The 19,183-nt window shown below is 37.4% G+C and carries 19 protein-coding genes; 11 read left to right on the top strand and 8 right to left on the bottom strand.

The window, feature by feature from the left end; genetic code table 11:
* Positions 1-13: 13 nt before the first annotated feature.
* The 9 genes from FUT79_RS02260 (at position 14) to FUT79_RS02300 (ending at position 8,479) form a co-directional block, all read left to right on the top strand.
* Positions 14-550 carry a phage protein Gp27 family protein gene (locus tag FUT79_RS02260; protein ID WP_002696333.1) on the top strand — a complete coding sequence of 179 codons (537 nt, stop codon included), beginning with the start codon at positions 14-16 and terminating at the stop codon, positions 548-550.
* Complete coding sequence (locus FUT79_RS02265) at positions 547-2,073, top strand: hypothetical protein (protein ID WP_002696334.1); 1,527 nt, start codon at positions 547-549, stop codon at positions 2,071-2,073. Before FUT79_RS02260 ends, FUT79_RS02265 begins: the two co-directional genes overlap by 4 nt.
* Positions 2,070-3,320, top strand: coding sequence for a phage portal protein family protein (locus FUT79_RS02270; RefSeq protein WP_044634727.1), 1,251 nt, complete (start codon positions 2,070-2,072; stop codon positions 3,318-3,320). Before FUT79_RS02265 ends, FUT79_RS02270 begins: the two co-directional genes overlap by 4 nt.
* A gap of 386 nt (positions 3,321-3,706) precedes the next feature.
* The gene (locus tag FUT79_RS02275) at positions 3,707-4,774 is read left to right on the top strand and encodes a phage minor head protein (protein ID WP_148884650.1); all 1,068 of its coding nucleotides are present in this window, start codon (positions 3,707-3,709) and stop codon (positions 4,772-4,774) included.
* Positions 4,775-4,991: 217 nt separating this feature from the next.
* Complete coding sequence (locus FUT79_RS02280; protein ID WP_148889221.1) at positions 4,992-5,678, top strand: DNA-methyltransferase; 687 nt, start codon at positions 4,992-4,994, stop codon at positions 5,676-5,678.
* A 390-nt stretch (positions 5,679-6,068) separates the two neighbouring features.
* Complete coding sequence (locus FUT79_RS02285) at positions 6,069-6,458, top strand: hypothetical protein (RefSeq protein WP_148889222.1); 390 nt, start codon at positions 6,069-6,071, stop codon at positions 6,456-6,458.
* Positions 6,459-6,929, top strand: coding sequence for a TIR domain-containing protein (locus FUT79_RS02290; protein WP_148889223.1), 471 nt, complete (start codon positions 6,459-6,461; stop codon positions 6,927-6,929).
* Between the two features lie 382 nt (positions 6,930-7,311).
* Entirely contained in the window at positions 7,312-8,070 is a 759-nt protein-coding gene (locus FUT79_RS02295) for an alpha/beta fold hydrolase (protein ID WP_024752652.1), read from the top strand.
* Positions 8,071-8,104: 34 nt separating this feature from the next.
* A complete protein-coding gene (locus tag FUT79_RS02300; RefSeq protein WP_024752651.1) occupies positions 8,105-8,479 on the top strand; it encodes a YxeA family protein in 375 nt (124 codons plus the stop codon).
* A 710-nt stretch (positions 8,480-9,189) separates the two neighbouring features.
* Here FUT79_RS02300 and FUT79_RS02305 read toward each other — a convergent pair.
* The 8 genes from FUT79_RS02305 to FUT79_RS02340 all read right to left on the bottom strand — a co-directional run bounded on the left by FUT79_RS02305 (position 9,190) and on the right by FUT79_RS02340 (position 17,189).
* Positions 9,190-11,076 carry an alpha-amylase/4-alpha-glucanotransferase domain-containing protein gene (locus FUT79_RS02305; protein WP_231577610.1) on the bottom strand — a complete coding sequence of 629 codons (1,887 nt, stop codon included), beginning with the start codon at positions 11,074-11,076 and terminating at the stop codon, positions 9,190-9,192.
* A gap of 77 nt (positions 11,077-11,153) precedes the next feature.
* Positions 11,154-11,693: a hypothetical protein gene (locus tag FUT79_RS02310; protein ID WP_024752040.1), complete on the bottom strand. Its 540-nt coding sequence runs from the start codon at positions 11,691-11,693 to the stop codon at positions 11,154-11,156.
* Positions 11,694-11,894: 201 nt separating this feature from the next.
* Positions 11,895-12,482 carry a hypothetical protein gene (locus tag FUT79_RS02315; RefSeq protein WP_024752041.1) on the bottom strand — a complete coding sequence of 196 codons (588 nt, stop codon included), beginning with the start codon at positions 12,480-12,482 and terminating at the stop codon, positions 11,895-11,897.
* Between the two features lie 5 nt (positions 12,483-12,487).
* On the bottom strand, positions 12,488-12,937 hold the full coding sequence (locus FUT79_RS02320; RefSeq protein WP_024752042.1) for a hypothetical protein: 450 nt from the start codon (positions 12,935-12,937) through the stop codon (positions 12,488-12,490).
* Positions 12,921-13,949, bottom strand: coding sequence for an RnfABCDGE type electron transport complex subunit D (locus FUT79_RS02325; protein WP_024752043.1), 1,029 nt, complete (start codon positions 13,947-13,949; stop codon positions 12,921-12,923). Before FUT79_RS02325 ends, FUT79_RS02320 begins: the two co-directional genes overlap by 17 nt.
* The gene (locus FUT79_RS02330; RefSeq protein ID WP_024752044.1) at positions 13,946-15,229 is read right to left on the bottom strand and encodes an SLBB domain-containing protein; all 1,284 of its coding nucleotides are present in this window, start codon (positions 15,227-15,229) and stop codon (positions 13,946-13,948) included. The genes FUT79_RS02325 and FUT79_RS02330 overlap by 4 nt, the downstream gene beginning before the upstream one ends.
* The gene (locus tag FUT79_RS02335; RefSeq protein ID WP_024752045.1) at positions 15,226-16,689 is read right to left on the bottom strand and encodes a hypothetical protein; all 1,464 of its coding nucleotides are present in this window, start codon (positions 16,687-16,689) and stop codon (positions 15,226-15,228) included. Before FUT79_RS02335 ends, FUT79_RS02330 begins: the two co-directional genes overlap by 4 nt.
* A 5-nt stretch (positions 16,690-16,694) precedes the next feature.
* Positions 16,695-17,189: a divergent PAP2 family protein gene (locus tag FUT79_RS02340; RefSeq protein ID WP_024752046.1), complete on the bottom strand. Its 495-nt coding sequence runs from the start codon at positions 17,187-17,189 to the stop codon at positions 16,695-16,697.
* 65 nt (positions 17,190-17,254) lie between these two features.
* Between FUT79_RS02340 and FUT79_RS02345 the strand changes: the two genes are divergently transcribed.
* Both FUT79_RS02345 and FUT79_RS02350 read left to right on the top strand, forming a co-directional pair.
* Positions 17,255-18,193 (top strand): RluA family pseudouridine synthase, encoded by a 939-nt coding sequence (locus tag FUT79_RS02345; RefSeq protein ID WP_024752047.1) that lies wholly within the window; start codon positions 17,255-17,257, stop codon positions 18,191-18,193.
* 4 nt (positions 18,194-18,197) lie between these two features.
* A complete protein-coding gene (locus FUT79_RS02350) occupies positions 18,198-19,058 on the top strand; it encodes an AAA family ATPase (protein ID WP_002697087.1) in 861 nt (286 codons plus the stop codon).
* Positions 19,059-19,183 lie beyond the last annotated feature (125 nt).

Here is a 19,183-nt window from a genome sequence, read left to right on the forward strand (position 1 = left end):
AAGGGGGCAAACTATGGGCGCAAAAAGTAAAGCGGAAGAGCACGGACTCGTTGAACTCATTATCGAAAAATGGGAAGGCGGAAAAAACACAATCGTTTATGTTACTGAAGAAGTAAATAAAAAAATACAAGAGCTCGGCCTTAAGGTTACGTTAAGCCGCGAAGGCATTCGGCGGGTTATAAAATCTCACAAAGAAGAAATTGAAGATGCAAAAAAAGCGATTGAGTCTGCAAAGGCAATGGCGGAAGTTTTAAAAGACTATCCCGGCACCGAAGCAAGCGAAGCAGTCCTTATGCAAATGACAAGTCTCATCTCTAAAGATTTGCGTACAATCGATAGTTTGGAATTTGAAGACCCGAAAGAATTACTTTTAACTACTGCGCGCATTGCAGAAGCTCAATTAAAACTTTCAAACTACAGAACAAAAGCAGCAAAGGCATTGGAGAAAGCAAAAGGGGAAATTAAAAAAGAATTGCAAAATGCAATCAAAAACGATCCAGAACTTTTACAAAAGCTTTGCGCAATAGTGGATAAGGCAGAAGTAAAGTGAGCGATATTTTAAATGAGCTTGTAGGCGAAAATTCAAAAGAAGTTCTTGAAAAAAAAGAGCGGCTTCAAAAAGCGGAGCATGATTTTTTTTACTTTTGCAAAACATACCTTCCGCATTATTTTTCATCTGAGCCCGCGCCTTATCATAAAATATTAATTGATATTGCAAACACTCACACGCTCACCAATGAGCATGTTGAAAACATAAAATCGCTTCTTAAAAAAGAATATCATTCGCTTTTAATTCCGACTGAGAAATTAAAAGCAGTTGTTGATATTGAGCCGCGCGGATTTTCAAAATCAACCCGATGGGCTTTAGCCTATCCGTTATGGCGTTTATTATTTAAAAAAAATAATTTTGTCTGTATTTTTTGTGCAACGCAAGATATGGCAAATAGAGCTTTACAAAGTATCAAAGATGAAATCGAAGGAAACGAAATAATTTTTGAAGACTTCGGTGCAATGGAAGGCTCAATTTGGAAAAGCGATTTTTTATCGTTTAAAAACGGAACAGCAATAAAATCATTCGGCGCGGGTGCTGCCGTTCGAGGCGTGAAGTTTAGGCAGTACCGCCCTGACTTAATTATTTGTGATGACATTTTAAAAGATGAAGCAGCACGTACATTTTCTCAAAGACAAAAAATATATAATTGGTTCTTGCGAGCTGTTATGCCGCTCGGTCAAGATACGTTTACTATTATTATAAATACTATCTTTCATTCAGATGATTTACCGAGTAGGCTTTTAAAAAGAATTGAAAATGGCGAATTGGAAAACTGGATTGGTTTACGATTTGCAGCGTTTACTCCGCAAGGCGATTCCCTTTGGTCTTCCTATTGGACAAGTGAAAAACTAGAAACAAAAAAGAAAGAAATCGGAAGTGCAGCATTCAGTACCGAATACATGAACGAGCCCTTAAGCGATGAGGAGCGAGTCTTTAAACCTGAATGGTTTACGCGCTTTTCTCATGTTGATATATCAAGTTTAAAAGTATACATGGGCGTTGACCCTTCCGCCGGTAAGCATGATGAGTTCGCTATTTTTACTTTAGGTATCGCCTCGGATGGAATGATGTATGCACTCAACGAATGGGCGGAGTGTTGTTCGGTTGACTCAGCAATAAATAAATTAATTGAAAAGTATCTTTTATACAAACCGATTTTAATCGGATTTGAAGAGGTAGGTTTTCAATCAATTTATAAAAAGCACATCATGGAAGCGGCGAGCAAAAAAGGTGTGTACTTACCGATTAAAGGATGCAGTACAAAAGGGATCGGAAAAGAACGCATTCTTTCACTTTCACCGTTTATTGAAAACGGCATGCTTAAGTTCAAAGAGAACATGAATAAAACAATTGACCAATTGACGATGTATCCCAAATCGGAGTTTGACGATTTGCAGGACGCGCTCTATTATGCGTGGGAAATTTCTCAAATCGGTTTTAAAGAAGTTACCGCGTTTAATTTAACATCCGGCTTTGACCGTCTCGGCGCGGCATTGCATGGTTTTAGGAGAAGAAGATGAAAAATAATTTAAACATTGAAATAATATCACCGGATAAATTCGAAGCGGTAATTGCCGAGCTTCCCAATCCGAATGAGATAATAAGCGATAAGGTAAGCTTCTATTCGCTTATCGATGAAATGATGCTTGATTCAAAAATCGGTTCGCATTTACGCTTGCGGAAAGATATTGTTACAAGTTTTAATTTTGTAATTGAGCAAAAAAACGCAAGCGATAAAGTATATGAGTTTGTGCGCGATAATCTTACCTCCAATCTTAATTGGGATAATGATGTAAAAGAGTTTTTAACCGCCATTGAATACGGTTTTGCGTTTTCAGAAGTCTTATGGGCCCAAAACGATGCGGGCTACTGGATTCCCGATTCACTTCGAAATAAAAGACCGGAGCAAATATTTTTTAAAACGGAAATTATAAAAACAAAACAGGGACAGCGTTCAATATGGGTTCCGATGTTAACAAAAGAGAATAGACCGCTTATCGAAAAATGTAAATTTTTAATTTACCGAAATAATCCGCGCGCTGAAAATCCCTACGGTTTTTCAGATTTATTAATGTGTTATTGGCCGTGGCGATTTAAACAGTTTGGCTGGGAGTTTTGGCTTAAGGCTGCAAAAAAGGCTGGCGTTCCTTCTATTGTTGCATTGTTTGAAAGCACGAACACAGAGGAAGCAAGGAATGCAGCACAGGCTATTTCGCAAACCCTTTCAGAAATGGAAGGAGGCGCGGGCTTAGCTCTTTCTAATGTCAAAGATATTAAGACGCTTGAAATGAGCGGAGCTCTGCAAGACCATAAGGTATTAATTGAAACATGCAATCAAGAAATAAGCTTTGCGCTTACCACGCAATCGTTAAGCACGCAAGAGGGCACATATGGCACACGAAGTCAAGCAGAAGTGCACGATGAAAATTTAGTGCGAGTTTGTCATGGAGATGCAAAAGCGGTGCAAGGCGTATTCCAAGAATTAATTAATTGGATGGTTGCGATTAACTTCGGCGAAGGAGTAGCAGCACCGTCCGGTTATTTTGATTTAAAAAGCTATGCAACGTTTACGGAAATTATGCAGGCAATACAAAATAAAATCCCTGTTTCAAAAGAGGCCTTATACACTCGGTACGGTTTACCGCGCCCGAAAGATGATGAGGATACGTTTATTGTAGAGGCTCCGCAAGCGCAAGGCTTTATGCTTGCCGATTCAAACTCTAAAAAAAAAATTCAAAACAGCAGATCACCCGTAAAAATATTTTAGCCGATGAAAAAGAAAAATCATCGGAGCTTGAATCTTTTTGCGATGCCGGCAAAAAACGATTTGATGAGTGCATTTCTAAAACGTTAAAACAAGCGTTAAAAGATGTTTTCAACATTGATAAAACGCTTGAGAAAAACGAATTAAAAAAGCTTGTAAAAAATATCTCGTATCCTGAAAGCTCAGCGGAGCTTATCAAGCTTACTGAAAAAATAATTGCAGGCGCTTTTCTTTTAGGATTTAATCATGCAGGAATTACGCTGCAAAAAAAAGACGTAAACCTTGCCGATAATGTTTCTTATACTTCCGCCGTTGACCCGCTCCCGTTTGAAGAAGCGATTGGTTTTTTAAAAAGCAAAGTATCAATTGAAAAACAAGTTTGGGATGCATTGGAGCCGAAGTTCCGCTTTAGAGCCTTTACGGTTGCACGCCTGAGCGAATGCGACCATATCGAAGATGTGCGTAAGCGATTAATTCAAGCTCTCGAAAAAGGCGAAGGATGGCAGGAGTCATGGGAAGAAATAGAAAGCTTTACCAAAAATATTAGAAAGCCTTTTTTACCCGGCTATTGGGAAACAGTTTATCGCACCAATGTGCAGACCGCTTATACCGCAGGCCGCCTCACTCAATACGCAAGTAATCCGCCTCGTGCGTGGGAGCTCTTAGTCATCCAAGACGGAAGAACAACCGACATATGCAACAACATCGCAAGCATTGCAGGCAACGGGAAAGCACTCAAGGCCGATCACCCGTTTTGGACGGTCTACGGATTCCCGCCATACCATTTTAACTGCCGCACCACAATCCGCGCCGTATACGATTATGAAGCGGGAGCAGGCACCGACATCGTAGAACCGTCAATAGACGAAATAAAAAAAGACTTTATGCCGCAAGAAGGCTTCGGCGGAAACCCAATAGAAAAAGAAAGCTGGTGGAAAATACCTCCGAACCTAATAGAAAGGGCTGATAAATACGGAATAACAAACGACATCATTGCACAGGCAAACGAACTTGGAATGCAGTCATATTTTCCGGAGCTATTACAAGGATATGACATTGCATACACCGGTAAAAATGGCGGCTATGTTCATGTATCTAAAAACTGGGAATATTCGGAAAAAGAAATGCAATCAGCAAAACGCCTTGCGGACTTAGGGCACACAATATATTTTTTACCACGTACTTATAAAACATCAAGCCCCGATATGATTATTGATAATGAGATTGGGGAAATGAAACATATTATTACACTTGATAGGAAATCCATACGTAATCATATAAAACGAAGTGGAGAACAAGGGGCGGAAATAGTATATATAAATATACGAAGCGATAAACAAAAAAATCGGTTGTTTGAAATTATAAAAGATGAAATCAAAAACATTCCGATGAAATCATTATTAGTGGATATGAATGGAAACATTGAAAGATATGAGCGGAATTTTTTTACTAAATAAAAAAGGGGTCTATCGCCCATAGCCACCTCATTAAGACAAGGTGGGACGGAACCCCTTTTTTAACAGCGAAATTCGCTGTCTGTATATGTAGTATCGCTCTTTTCCGATAAAAAGTCAAGGGCTTTTTTACTTATTTTGCATTTATCTGTATTTCAAAATTGTATTGTTTTATTCAGTATAATTTAAAAATTATGTAAAAAAAAGGAAGGTTTAAAAAATGAAATTAACCGAAAATATCGAACTACTGCATGGCGACTGTTTAGACTTTTTGCCGAAAATTCCGGATGAAAGCATACAGTCAATAATCACCGATCCGCCGTATTTTTTAGGCATGACTCACAATAGCCAAAAGGGTTGCTTTAATGATTTAGCTATTTGTAAGCCTTTTTATGAAAAGCTTTTTAAAGAATATAAGCGAATTTTAAAGCCTGACGGCTGTATATATTTCTTTTGTGATTGGCGCAGCTATGCTTTTTATTATCCGCTTCTTGATTCTGTTATGCAGGTTAAAAATTTATTAGTCTGGAAAAAACACGGTCGGCCGTCTCTAAATGTTTACGGTTCAGGTCATGAACTTATTATGTTTTCCGGAAAAATTAAAAAGTCCTACAAAACAAATATAATTGATGATGTAGCCTCGTTTAATATCGGAGCGAGAAAAACAAACGGCGAAAAAATACACCCGACGCAAAAACCGATAGAACTAATGGAAAAATTTATTTTTGACAGCACCGATGAAGGCGATGTCGTATTGGATTCGTTTATGGGTTCCGGCACAACCGGCATTGCGTGCCTGAATACAAACCGCCGATTTATCGGCATGGAAATTGACGATAATTATTTTAATATCGCAAAAAACAGACTGGAAACCGCGATAAAAGGGCAATCAAAAAAAGCGGTTTAATGGGTATTAAAACGGCGTAAAAATCCGAATAAAAAGCCCTGTAAAACGATGGTTATCCACAAGCTGTGAATAACTTTTACAACATCATAAAAAACAGCCCCGAATATCTGGTTTTTTACTACTTTTTAAGCGGATTTTCTTAAAAATTTTCCCGATTTTTCAAAACCAAAAAATAAAAAGATTTAAGGTAACAGAAACGGCTAAAAACAGCCCTTTTTGGGCATTTTTCATCAATTTTTGCCAAACCTCGTGTAAAATCATACCTTTTCCTAAAAGCACACTTTATCACTGATAAACACTATATATATGGCTTTTTGCTTATTTTTTAATAAACATACGCTATATATGGATTTGCTCGAAAGGTAACAGTTTTGCCAAATCTCATGTAAAATGACAATCGGCAAAAATATTTTAGATTACTTTACTGTTATGCCGTTTCCACAAAACAATATCTCGCATATTGATATTGGAAAGCTTTATGAAGAGAATAGGAAACAGATGATTGAAAAATGTGGAATTGCCATCTTCGCTTTTGGAAACAAGAATGGCGAAATTGCAAATGGAGTATTGGAGGAGTTTTCAATTTCTAAAGAAAAAGGATTGGTGTGTTTGCCAATAGGCTATACTGGGGGTACTGCCAAAGAAATCTTTGAAAGCTTATCTTCAAATGATAATTTAGAAGCAGTGATTCTTGCTAATAAAAAGGTTGATGGAGATATATCTTTAACTGTAGAAAATATCATAAAAGCTGTTAATTTAATGAATAAGGAGGATAATTAAATGGCAAGAAGAGTATTTTTTAGTTTTCATTATGATAACGATGTTTGGAGAGCAAATACCGTTAGAAATAGCTGGGTAACTCAGGGAAAGGAAGCTGCAGGATTTATAGATAAAGCTGAGTTTGAAAAAATTAAGCGAACAGGCGATAGGGCAGTTAAGAACTGGATAGATGAACAACTTATAGGTACAAGTGTTACGGTTGTGCTTATCGGTAGCGAAACTTTGGATAGACCTTTTGTTCAGTATGAAATAGAGGCAAGCCGAAAAAGGGGCAATGCTATTATTGGAGTTACAATAGGTGGTATCAAGGATCAATATCAAAGCACGAGTAGGTCCCAGAGTCAATACACACAGATTAACGGCGTTTGGTTTGACGAGATTATTGATGGATTTTATGACTATGTATCTGATAATGGTTATTTTAATATGGGTACATGGGTTGAGTTGGCTGCAAGAAATAAAGGGAAATAAAAAAGTGAATTTTAAATTTTAGAAAGAAGAAAACAAAATGGATGCCTCCTAGTTTACTTAGGAAAACATACATCTCTAATTCTTTCGTTTAGTTTGTTTTATCTTTATGTCCAGGTTTCTGGGTACATATCAATAGCATATATAATTTGATAATTTATACTTACTAAAAATTTAGAATTTTTTATAAAAATAGGCATATTAGTATCACTTCTGATACTGTTTTGATACTAAAAAACTCAAAAACTATAAAAAACAGGCATAAAAACGCTCAAAAATAGAAACGATGTAGATACTATTGAATAAAATAAGAAACAAATATGCTATGGTAATTATTGAGTGGGAGTGAGCGGGGGATTATAACCAATCAAAGGAGCTGCTGACTATGAAAATACATGTATGCGGTGATGCCGCAAAGCCAAAAGTTATACTTTTGCACCCCATGCTTTTTTGCGGTAAGGGAATGAAGATGCTGCTCCCTGACAGCATGGCGGAGGACTACTTTTTTATTATTCCTGATTTATCCGGACATGGCGAAGATGAAACTGATTTTGTCTCGGCTCTTTCCGATGCAAAATTTTTGAAAGCCTATCTTGTAGAGTGGGGCTACACGGATATATATCTGCTTTTCGGTATGTCTTTGGGCGCAGTTACGGCTCTTGAGCTGTACGCTTTGGGCGAAATAGAATACGAGAGCGTTTGGTTGGACGGTTGCTCTACATATGAGAGCTCTCGGGTTTTAGTATGGATTTTGAAAAAGCTTTTTTTAAAAAAGCATAAAAAAGCTCTGTGTGATCCTATAAGGACAAGAAAAAAGATGATAGAAATATACGGCGAAAATAGCGGTCCTTTTATGGCAGAGGGTTTTCTCAAAATTTCAGAAAAGAGTATTGACAATGTAGTGCATGCCTGCGGCTTTGTTCATTTGCCGGATTTATCTCCGGAAGAATCGACTAAATTTACTTTTGAATACGGAGAGAAAGATATGAACCGAAGGAGAAGTGAAAGGTTAATCACGGAACGATATCCTAAAGCTCGGTTTATTATACGGCGGGACTGCGGACATTGCCAATATCTTTCACAAAATCCGGAGGCCTTTGCCGAAATATTTGGAGTGAGCCGGAAGCATATGCCAAGATGTTGAGGGATAGTGTCAATTAAAGATAAGTAGTTTTAAGATGATAAAAAAATTATTGATTGTAATCTGCGCTATTATTGTAGTGATAATTGGTGTTTGTATTTTCTATATTTTAGAAACGGACAGCACCTACTATTATTCGCAAATTGATAACCGCAAAATAGAAAAGGTAAAATCAAGCGGCGGTGTCATTAATTTTAGCGTACGTAAGGGATATTCGTATATCTTATTTTCCTATGATAAAAACGGAAAAGGAAAAGACATTAAATTCGGAGCATCAAGAGAATTAAAAGAAGGAGCTTTTATTCGTTTAACCGTAGTGCCAATCCGAGGTGTTATTGCCTGGGAAGAGGTACAATATGAGGAGCTTCCTGCGGCAGTGCGAGAAAAAGTCGTTTGCGGTAGAACGTCCTAAATTTAATGCAACAACTCTTGCTGCGATGGAAGAAGCAAAAAGAATATCCCGTGATGCTGACATCAAAGGATTGATAATCTTGATGATCTCGATGTTTCTGAAGCGGTTATAACCGACGCTCTCGAATATGAACTTAATTAAAAAACGTTATACTAGTATAGCGTTTTGTAATTAACTTCCTGTTATAAAAATCGGAGTATCAACAATAAGAGACTGCGGATTTAAGCATTCCTATGGTAAATTGCTCACCGTTGCGCCGTGTCGATCTCAGAACCGCCACGGACGGCAGTGGTTCCACGCAGAATTGAGTTTGAAAACTACTACAGCGTACTCGGAGTTTCCAAACTCATAGGTTTGGTTTTGCCACGGACGTCAAAACTCAGAACAAATTCAAACGATGTTTAAAAGCATCAATACAAAATTATAAAATTGAAGCTTTTAAACTCGCAGCACTGATTTAATCAAGAATACTAAAAATCAGTGCGTGGCGGTGGTTCCACGCAGAAGCGACGTTTTAAAGCAAAGTAATTTGCAAAGCTTTAAAACTTGCAGGTTTCATTTTGCCACGGATGGCAAAATGAAACCGTTGTGTCGGACTCTTTTTCATAAAATTTTTTACGATTCATATTGAGTAAATTTAAAAACTCATCAAGTTATTAAAAGCGCGCATGGTAGTTTAAGATGCAAGAATATTTTTGTTTCTAATTGATTTATTTTGATTTTTCTTTTTTTGAGCAGGCGTTTAAAAATATCATTTTTTCCGTTTCGTATCCCGCATTTAATTCTATTTTCCAATAAAAAAAGCATCGAATGCCTCGAATATCGGTATCGGAGCGTTCAGTCGTTGCTGCACGGTCTTTTAGCGGAAAAGTTATCAGATTCGGGGCCTCGTTTCCTTGTATTGTAAATTCCATTTTCCCGTCAGGGTCAATTATTTGCATCCATGAAATGGAGTCTAAGGTTTCAAAACTAATACCGAATTCACTTTTTTTATTTTCCGCAAAAACAGAAAATCCGGGGATGATTTTTCCTAAAAATTGTACCGCAATATTTATTTCTACTGCAAAATAAGCGGATAAATTTAACGGTCCTTCATTTTTTAAAATATATTGAACCTGGACGCCATCCGGTTTAAACGAATATTGTTTTTTTAGAGAAACAGGCTGATCAAAACGCTCAAAACTGCTGTCCACCTTTAAACTCAACTCGTGTCGCTGCGGATCAAATCCCGTTTCTCGATATATCTTATCGGAAAAAACAACAGGAAGCGCTTCTGTCTGTCCCGATCTCAGTAATTGCATATCCTGCTCGGAAAGAAGGTAGTCGATAAAAATCCCTCGCTCGTGAAAGGGAATAAACGCATAGTTTTTATATGAAGAAAAAAGGTCAAATTCGAAAATCTTGCCTCCGAGACTTTCTACATACATATTCATACTTTCTCTTTGAGAAAGAAACTCTTTTGTTCCGTCAAAATCAAAATCAAATTTTATAAGAGAGTCGGAAAAAACGCCCGGTATTCTTGTTTGTTTTTCCGCCATTAAAATATTTTTATACGCATGCCGAAAAAGGCTGCCGGCAAATTTTTTCTGAGAATCAAAAAGCGCAAACAGCTCGCCGCCCTCCCCTTTATGCAATTCATGCAAGACGGCGGTTTTTCGTTGTCTGTCTCCTTTTATTTGAGTAACCATATTGTAAACAAACATCATTTTTGCATAAAGTAAAAACGAATCTTTATCATTTGTAAGAATTTGTTTTATCGGCTTATGTAGAACCTCATCCTCAAATACGGTGTTTGCGGAAATATACACAGTTTTCATTTTTTGCCGATTCTTATATACTTCACCTGTATGTGTAAGCTTTATTGCCGAATTAGAGCTTTGCGTCAAATCGATAAATTCATCAAACCAACTTTTTTTCTCCTTTTTTGCCTGAAAGAGACTGTTAAAATTATCTATCGACAAAAAAATGATTACAAGCGAGTTCGGGGTATTTTGGTATTCTGAAACAAGTTTTTGATAAAATTCTTCGGGAGTATCCGTAATCACCGAATTTCGCCAATCTTTATACGGCAAGGCAACAATTGTTTTGCTGTTATCTTCAAGGATAACCGCTTCGCTGCCGTTTATTGACTCGGCTTTAAAAAGGCGGTGATCTAAAAGGCAGTATTCCATGCCTGTTTTTACAAAAGAGCTTATCAGTGAAGGAGCCCATGCCGACGCTTCCAAAAAACAGCCGCGCGGGCGTTTATCAAAATGTTTGCGCAATAAAGCTGTCAATGCTTCAACTTGACTTATAACCGTTGCCGAGGGCAGCAGAGGAAAATACGGTTGATAAAATCCTCCGCCTAAAAGCTCTAAGCGCTTTGCGCCCGCCATTTCGTTTATAATATAAGTGTACGGGGATTCCTTTTTTTGTAAGACATCAGCGAGAGCGCCGCTTATATGCAAACTAAGCGGTAGTTTTTCATGCTTACATAAATTTGAGAAAAAAAGTTTATGTTTTTGAACGGGGTCTTCTTTCAGAATTTGCTGTTTATAGGTAAATTCAAGCTTTGCTGCAAAACAAAGATTGATTTTTTCTCTTTTTATAATACTCACTTTATCCTCTTCTTTATTATTCGGCACGGTCTAAGTATAATCTGTAATAAAAAAAAATGATAGACTTTTTTTTGGTTTTATAAAAAACTCCACAAAACATCTGTTGCATAAAAAGCCATTGCAATAAACCCCATGCTGATAAGTAAAAGAGGCGCTGTTTTCCAATCTTTGCTCGCATATCCCTGATAAATTCTTTCTTTTATCGCATGCAGTATAACTGAGCATACAAGCAATGAGACATTTACCGCAATACAAAGATATACCGCATGTAAAAGGTTTTCCGCTGTGTAAAGGCATAAGAAAACTGTCCCATAGATAAAAAGCTTTTCTTCGGGAACCCGCTGCTGTATAAAGTTATGCAAACCCAGATCAAGCAAAAAAATACAAAGATATGTTATGAGTCCGATAAAAATCGGAATTGTAAAATTAAGTTTTAAAGGAATAAGTACCCAAAAGATGAGCCCGCTACATAGGATAAGGCTTAGACAAGATGCAATCAAAGGACGGATAACGCCAAGCAAAATGCCCTTGGAGGAGCCCGCCTGTATATAAAGCCGTTCGGTGCCCACTCCCCATAGAAAAATAATTGATACACTAAAAACAAATAAAAAAAACATTTTTCCTCCCATAAAAACCTTTTGAAAGAGTTATTAAATTCCGAAAGCCTTTTTTCCCTGCTCTTCTACGGCAAAATTTGAAAAAGCAGAATTGATAAACAATGTTTTGGTACAAAAATTTTTATGCATACTGCCTTATCTTTTACTCTCTTTAAAATACAATCGCTTTCGATACACGAATTGCTGTTTTTGTTTAGAAAATCAATACGTATTTTCAAAGGGCAGAATTTCTCCTCTCTTTATTGTTCGATAAACCCAAAGTCCGACGCCCGTTAACATAAAGGCTCCTGCGGAACTTGCTAAAAAACGCACGGGAACTGTAAAAGGTAACAGGTTAAAAAGCAAAAAACCGGAAGGAACAGGCAAAGAAATCGTTCCAAAACCAAGCAGCTCCCGTATAAGCGATAAAATTAAAAGCAAAAGAGAAAATGTCAAAGGAAATTCAAAAGATTCATAAAAAGCTTTGTAATGATTTAGGCTTATTGTCAGCACATACGAGCCAGCGATAAAATAAACATATAATGAAAGAGAGAGTTGTAATATGGGAAAAAGTGTTTCTAAAAAGGTATTGCAAAAAACTGCAGCGGAAAAAATAAAAAAAACCGAGAATACGCGAGCTGTTTTTTTTAGCTCTAAAAGGGTAATCAAAAAATCCGATAAAATTCCTGCAAAAAAAAGAAGCCAAAATACACAGAAAAGTAAAATCCCGTATGCAAAATAACTTGTAGCCGGAATAAGAATTCCCAATCCAAAAATAAATAATGCATTAAAATTTTTCATTACTTTCATGCTATTTAAAATCCTTCTGTTTTTTCTATTTTTTGGCAAATGATTTTACACATGTTTTTTGAAATTCCATAATAGTCGGCATCTTTTTGATCAAGGTTTCCTGTTAAACCTGAGAATTCGCAACCTTTTTTTGAATCATATACAAAAACTCCTTGAAAAGAGCCGTATTTTCCCATTAACGGCAGCAAAAACACTTTCACCTCTTTGTCATTATCTTTTGCATTCAATGCAATTCCTGAAAGAGGATACCCGGAATGTGTTTTGTTTAAGCTTAAAATTTGCACGTGCTTGTGCGCAGGTGTTTCTTTTAAAACATCTTGTGCTGCTTGAATAAGCACGGTCTCCTTTACAAATGTCGCCATAAAAGAAAAACCCCAAAGCAGTAAAAACATGCCGATAATTATGCCGAAAAGGTATCCATATTTAATAAGTTTTTTTTTAGTTTTCAAAGTCATATTTCATCCTTTTTCGCCGATATAGTTTTTGTTCGGCGGATTCAATGAGCGGAGTAAAAATATTTCCGGCAAGAACGGCAAAGGGAATACCGATTGCGGAAAATCCGGGACCAGCAATTAAAAATGCAAAAACTCCCGTCAACATACCGTATATACATCTTCCCGTTTTAGTTCGAGGAGAACTTCCTGATTCCGGTAATACAAAAAATGCGGTAAACAAAACTCCACTTGTTAAAAAAGCACAAAGCATATCGCCCGAAGCTACGCTGCCTAAATCGGGAAACCAAGGAAAAAGCCATACAAGGATTCCGTATGTTCCCAGAAAGGCTACAGACTGCATTTTCGGAATAATTCTAAAAGAAAACAGAATGATAGAAGACAGCAAGGTCAAAATATTATATCGAAATGCAGGAATCGGCGAAGAAATCCGCACCAATAAACTGATATACCCTTCCGGCAACGTTACTCCTATTCCATGCAAAAAAACGGAATTTAAGGCAGAGGTTATTTCCTGATCCTGCTTTATAACATGCAAGTCTGAAAGTTGTAAAACGGAAAAAACAGTACCGTTTCTTTGCAGTTTTTCCAAATTTAAACTTATTGCATGAAATACTTCAGGATAAGCAAGATAGGCAATACACACTGCAAACATAACGGGATTAATCCAGTTACTTCCTCTTCCGCCAAAAACCGCACATACAAGCGTAAATGCAAAAAAAGAGATGCAAAAAGAAGCAACAAAGCCTAAGCTGACCGGTAAAAAAAAGCCGCTTATAAGTCCTATTGTTAAGCTGTCAAAATTAAAATGAAAACGGTTTTCTCCAAGATATGTCAATAAAATATCTGCTGCAACAGCCCCCGCCGTTGCAAAAAAAATAGAAAAAAAGGCGACAAAATCCTTGTAGACCAATAAAACCAAAAGCTGCAAAGACAGGGAAAGTATAATAACGATATTTTTTTGATTCAATGTCAGCCCCGTATACACAAAAGGCGCCGAAAAATTTGCATTCATCTTCCCCCTCCTTGTATATTAAAGCTCATTTTTGCTTTTGCCAGAATTTCCGTTAAAGGAATACGAGAAGCACAAGATGCCGAGCAAAGTCCGCATTGACGACAAATGCGCAACGCTTGACGCACATCTTCCGTATACTGGTTACGTTCCAGCGCGGTAATAATCCGTATAGGATCAATATATACCGGACAATTTCTCACACAGCCTCCGCAATGTCTGCACCTACTTATTTTAGCTGCCGGATTTATTTCTTTTCCTACCGCGTGGATAGATTTTAAGCTTTTATCAACCGGCATATCAAGGTTATTGATAATTTCTCCTTTTAGCAAACCGTTAATAATAATATGGGACGGTTTTGTTTTAAATCCGCCGCATTCTTCAATTAAACTTCCAATCGGAGTCCCTATCCGTGCTTTCAGTACCTGCGGAGTCTTTAATGATCTTCCGGTAATAAGCACATATGACGCAGTAACAGGTTGATTATTTACTACCGCCTCAAAAACAGAAACTGCGGTTGCGGCATCAATTGTACAAGAATTTGCGGTTTCTTTTAAAAACGAAAAAGATCCGTAAGGATATAAAAACGGTTTTTCAGCATAATCGGCAGAAAATGAAACATAGTTTTTCAGTGTTTGCAACACGGAACCATTTTTTGAAAAAGAATGAAAGCAGGTGATGGTTTGTGCGTCAAGAATTTTTGCTATAATTGCAGTTCCCACCGCAACCTTTTCGGTAAATTTTTCCGTTAAAAAGCTATCCAATTTACAAGAAGGATCAAAATCGCTTGCAATAAGTGAAAGTTTTTGCCCTCCGAGCCTTTTTATCTGTCGTAATAACAAAGCAAGAGATACACTGTTTTCTGCGGTATTAACAACTCCCGCATCTTCAATTATCCTTATCAATTCATAGACAGAAGTGTTTTCCCATGGATAATGAGCTTGCGGTTTTCCTAAGTAATCAAACTTCCCTTGCGTGCGTATTTCTATACCGCGCAGATGGTTTTGATGCACACTCTCAATAGTAACAAAATTGGAAACAAATCCCGGCACCGATGCATGGACATGCACGGAATCGGCACTTTGCGCTCTTGCAATTATTTGCCCCTCCCGCACATATTCTCCGGGAGAAACAACGGGAATAGGAGGCGGAGCGGACTTGTTTTGACAATATAAGGGGATAGTTGCTTTGCGCGGAATAAAAGCATTCCCTGCAAAATCAAAAGGAAAATGAAAGTGTTTTAAATAGTCTCCACTACGCTTTGCGTATAAAAATTCAATCATCGTGTTATTCTCAATAAAACAGTAAATAAAGGTAAAAGTAAAACAAAGAAAGCAGCAAAAAGGTGAAATTTTTTGTATGAATCGGCAAAAGGAGGATAAAAAACTTCATATCCTGCCGAAACAAAACGGCCGCTCGCATATAACATTTTTTCCAATTCGGACATTTTATCGGATGCGAGCAGCTCCTGAATAAAAGCCGTATTAAATTCCAGAATAATTCTCTCGGTTTCCAGCAAAGTTCCGTCAGGAGCCTCTGAAAACTCATTGTACACTATTTTTGCGTCTTTTTGTATTATTGGAAGCTCTGTATGAACCGGCAAAAAAGGGAGCGCATCCTTGTACCATGCATCGGCAATAAAATCACTTAAATCGGGAAGCCCGACATTTTGTTTTTTTTGCGTAAACTCTTCATAACCGGTAAGCGAAAACCCTTGAACAAAATTTGTATATCGCGGCGAAGGAACGGAAACCGCTCCTTTTCGCAATTGCAAAGAATTATTTGAAATAAAATACAGGGAACAAACTCCGAAAAGAAGCAAAACACCGGTAAGAAAAGACGTAGATAAAATATCCTTTAATGACCAAAACGTATCGGTATAATCCGGATGCATGACATAGGGTTTGATTGACGGATGCAACCGAGTAGAATCTCGGGCTTCTTCAAAAATACTTAAAAAACGTTCTGCGAGAACGGCAAAAGAAAAAGAAGAAATAAGGGCTAAAAAAAACAAAAAAAACTCTTTTTCCCCTCCGAGAAAAGAAAAGATAATGGTAACACAGGGAATAATAATAAGCTGGATATTACACTTAACTCGCCGTATTATTTGCTCATAGGAAACCTGCAACGGTCCTCCAAGAGCCGCAGCCCAATAAGCTGCCCCGTAAATCATGAGCAGGGCGGCGGCAAAAGGAATAATTCCTTTTATACAAAAAGCATATACAACAAAAACAATCCCGGTGAAAAAAAAGAATAAACGACGTTTTGTTTTTATATAACAAAATAAAAACAATACACTTGCAAGCAACCCTTGAAAAAAAGAATACGCAAAGCCTTCTTCAAAATAAAAAGGAGTTCCCGCTGTACGCAAAGCTTTATACAAATGCCTGCTTAATCCTTTTTGCTCGGGAATGTATAGATACTGCAAACCTTCATTTTCATTGACAAACCACTGTTCATATCGATTTTTATCGGTAAACGGGTATCTTTGATAATCGGTAACCTCAAGTTCGGCAAATCTTTTCCAAATCGCGTATTTATTTGCCGTTCCGAAAATCTTTTGCTTGGAAAAATTTTCCATAATCGGCGAAAGTTTGGCTCCTGACGGAAGAATAACCATACGCCATCCGTTCCACAAAGTGGTTTGTTTTGATAAAGGTATAAAAATAAGTAAAAACAAAGAAAAGCTTGCAGCAAAAGAGAGAATAAAAATCGGTAAAAAAGATTTAACTGTATTATTCATATAATTTACCGACCGGCAATTTCACTGCAAAAGATAATACTGATAACAGCTCCTGCTAAAATACCGATTAAAACCTCTAAAGGTTTATGTCCGTGAATTTCTTTTACTGTAGTAAAAGGAAGGTCAAACTCTTTACGTATTTCCATGCCAAGCTCATTTAAGACTTTTGCCTGCACTCCGTTGGAACGCCTTACGCCAAGAGCATCTCGAATAACAATAATTGAGGAGAAAAATGCAAAAATAAAAATTGTTGAGTCAATACCTTCCTTTATTCCGATAGAAGTTGCAAGAGAGGAAACTAAGGCTGAATGACTTGAAGGCATACCCCCTGTTTGCCAAAGGACCAAATGCAGAAAATCTTGTTTAGAAGATATTGTGGATTTCCAAAACGCTATGATTGTTTTTACTACCTGGCAAAAAAACCAGCTGCAAACCGCGGAAAGAAAGATCGGATTGTTTGCCAAATTGATCATTTGAACCATCATATCATGTTTATTCATCTCAGTTTAATATTTTCTATAATTGTAGGCTTTTGTCAAGTGTTTTTTTACTATATACTGATCTCATGAACAAAAAAGACTTTGTGCTTGACAACAATGATTCCGACAGAAGGCTTGACCGAGTAGTACGCTTATTTTTACCGAAAATGCCTCTTTCGGTTATTTATAAGGCGCTCCGATCAGGAAAAATCAGAGTGAATGGCCAAAAAAAACATCCGGATTATAAAACAAAAGAAAATGATGTTCTTTCAATTGAGGAGCTTCTTTTTTCATCTTTTCTTCAAGAGCATAAAACAAGGAATAATCCGATACGGCAAATAGAGTCCTTGTATATATATAAAGGAAAGGATTTGCTTGTTCTAAACAAACCCGTAGACATTGCCGTACATGGCAGGGGCAGCTTGGCGGAATCAATTGCGTCCTCATATAAAAAAGACTCGTTATCTTTTAAGCCCGGGCCGCTTCATAGACTTGATAAAGGCACTGAAGGAATTATTTGTTTTTCGCAAAGCATAAAAGGAGCACAACTCTTTTCAGCCTGTTTAAAAGAGGGAACGTGTGCAAAATTCTACCTTGGAATTATAGAAGGCGCTCTTAAAAAAGAAACTGTTCACATAGAGCAAAATACATCCGAAGAGATAACTGCCATTATTCCGATTGCACAGAATACCGAACAGACTCTTTCCCTTGCAGTTTTTCATCTGATTACGGGCAAAAAACACCAAATTAGAAGACATTGCCACGCAATCGGCTATCCGCTTTTTGGCGATCTTCGCTATGGAGGCAGTAAAAGCATACAAAATATTATTGCACACCGTTATTATCTCCTCGCATGGAGACTGTATATGCCGAAAAACAGCGCGCTAATCGATTCTGATCTCCCCGATTTTTTTGAAGCGAAGCCTTCTCCTGAGTTTACAAAAATGCTGCATCTCTTTCCACCCGATAGTATAGAAAAAGCTATTCAAACTATTGAAAAAATACGAAAAGGCGCCGTATACTGAATATATGAGATGGCTAAACAAGCTCTTGCAGAGGTTTAAAAAGATTCAAGTATACGCACTTGTAGGCCCGAGCGGCACAGGAAAAAGCTTTCGGGCAAAGCTTGTGGCGCAGACATATGGAATCGACCTTATAATAGATGACGGACTTTTAATAAAAGCGGATAAAATTCTTGCAGGGCATTCGGCAAAACGGGAAAAAACTTTTTTGGCTGCCGTAAAAAGAGCGGTGTTTGATGAAAAACAACATAGAGATGAGGCGGCAAAAGTTTTACAGCGGCTCCCGTTAAAAAAGATCCTTATTTTAGGCACTTCGGAGAAAATGGTAAATAAAATAGCGATGCGTCTTCAAATCCCTCAGCCGCAAAAAATTATAAAAATTGAGGATATCGCCACCACGGAAGAAATAGAAACCGCTATGCGATCGCGAAATGTTGAAGGAAAGCATGTTATCCCCGTACCTTCCGTAGAAGTACAGCGCAGCTATCCGCAAATATTTTACAATAAAATAAAACTCTTATTTCGCGGCAAACAACTTGTTACCACGGATCAATCCACTATTTTTGAAAAATCTGTTGTTCGGCCGGAATTTTCTAAAACAGACAAAGTGGAAATATCGGAAGAAACACTTAGTCAAATGCTTTTTCATTGTGTAGAAGAATACGACCCCGCGATTCTCATAAAAAAAGTTGTTATTCGCCCCGAACAAAACGGCTATCGTCTCATTATGACCGTTGATGTTCCCTACGGCACCCAACTTACCGGCAAAATTCATAAGCTGCGCGCATATATTATAGAAAATCTGGAACGTTATACGGGCATTCTCATCATAGATATTAACATTATTGTTGATAAAATAAAAAATTAACACTTCCAAAAGCAAAGCAAAAAAGGGCGCCCGATTTCTGCGCATGACGAATAAACCTCTACATTTCTGGGCGCTGCGGTTTGAAATTTCCTCTTATCCGACTTATTTTTACTTATCGGAGTTAA

The sequence above is a fragment of the Treponema phagedenis genome, assembly GCF_008153345.1.
Taxonomy (GTDB): Bacteria; Spirochaetota; Spirochaetia; order Treponematales; family Treponemataceae; genus Treponema; species Treponema phagedenis.

Excerpts from the sequence above, each read along its gene's own strand:
- FUT79_RS02320 (WP_024752042.1), bottom strand. The coding sequence starts at position 12,937 with ATGACTTTGAAAACTAAAAAAAAACTTATTAAATATGGATACCTTTTC.
- FUT79_RS02335 (WP_024752045.1), bottom strand. The coding sequence starts at position 16,689 with ATGAATAATACAGTTAAATCTTTTTTACCGATTTTTATTCTCTCTTTT.
- FUT79_RS02285 (WP_148889222.1), top strand. The coding sequence starts at position 6,069 with ATGACAATCGGCAAAAATATTTTAGATTACTTTACTGTTATGCCGTTT.
- FUT79_RS02315 (WP_024752041.1), bottom strand. The coding sequence starts at position 12,482 with ATGAAAGTAATGAAAAATTTTAATGCATTATTTATTTTTGGATTGGGA.
- FUT79_RS02325 (WP_024752043.1), bottom strand. The coding sequence starts at position 13,949 with ATGAATGCAAATTTTTCGGCGCCTTTTGTGTATACGGGGCTGACATTG.
- FUT79_RS02345 (WP_024752047.1), top strand. The coding sequence starts at position 17,255 with ATGAACAAAAAAGACTTTGTGCTTGACAACAATGATTCCGACAGAAGG.
- FUT79_RS02310 (WP_024752040.1), bottom strand. The coding sequence starts at position 11,693 with ATGTTTTTTTTATTTGTTTTTAGTGTATCAATTATTTTTCTATGGGGA.
- FUT79_RS02295 (WP_024752652.1), top strand. The coding sequence starts at position 7,312 with ATGAAAATACATGTATGCGGTGATGCCGCAAAGCCAAAAGTTATACTT.
- FUT79_RS02340 (WP_024752046.1), bottom strand. The coding sequence starts at position 17,189 with ATGAATAAACATGATATGATGGTTCAAATGATCAATTTGGCAAACAAT.
- FUT79_RS02260 (WP_002696333.1), top strand. The coding sequence starts at position 14 with ATGGGCGCAAAAAGTAAAGCGGAAGAGCACGGACTCGTTGAACTCATT.
- FUT79_RS02330 (WP_024752044.1), bottom strand. The coding sequence starts at position 15,229 with ATGATTGAATTTTTATACGCAAAGCGTAGTGGAGACTATTTAAAACAC.
- FUT79_RS02350 (WP_002697087.1), top strand. The coding sequence starts at position 18,198 with ATGAGATGGCTAAACAAGCTCTTGCAGAGGTTTAAAAAGATTCAAGTA.
- FUT79_RS02270 (WP_044634727.1), top strand. The coding sequence starts at position 2,070 with ATGAAAAATAATTTAAACATTGAAATAATATCACCGGATAAATTCGAA.
- FUT79_RS02300 (WP_024752651.1), top strand. The coding sequence starts at position 8,105 with ATGATAAAAAAATTATTGATTGTAATCTGCGCTATTATTGTAGTGATA.
- FUT79_RS02280 (WP_148889221.1), top strand. The coding sequence starts at position 4,992 with ATGAAATTAACCGAAAATATCGAACTACTGCATGGCGACTGTTTAGAC.
- FUT79_RS02290 (WP_148889223.1), top strand. The coding sequence starts at position 6,459 with ATGGCAAGAAGAGTATTTTTTAGTTTTCATTATGATAACGATGTTTGG.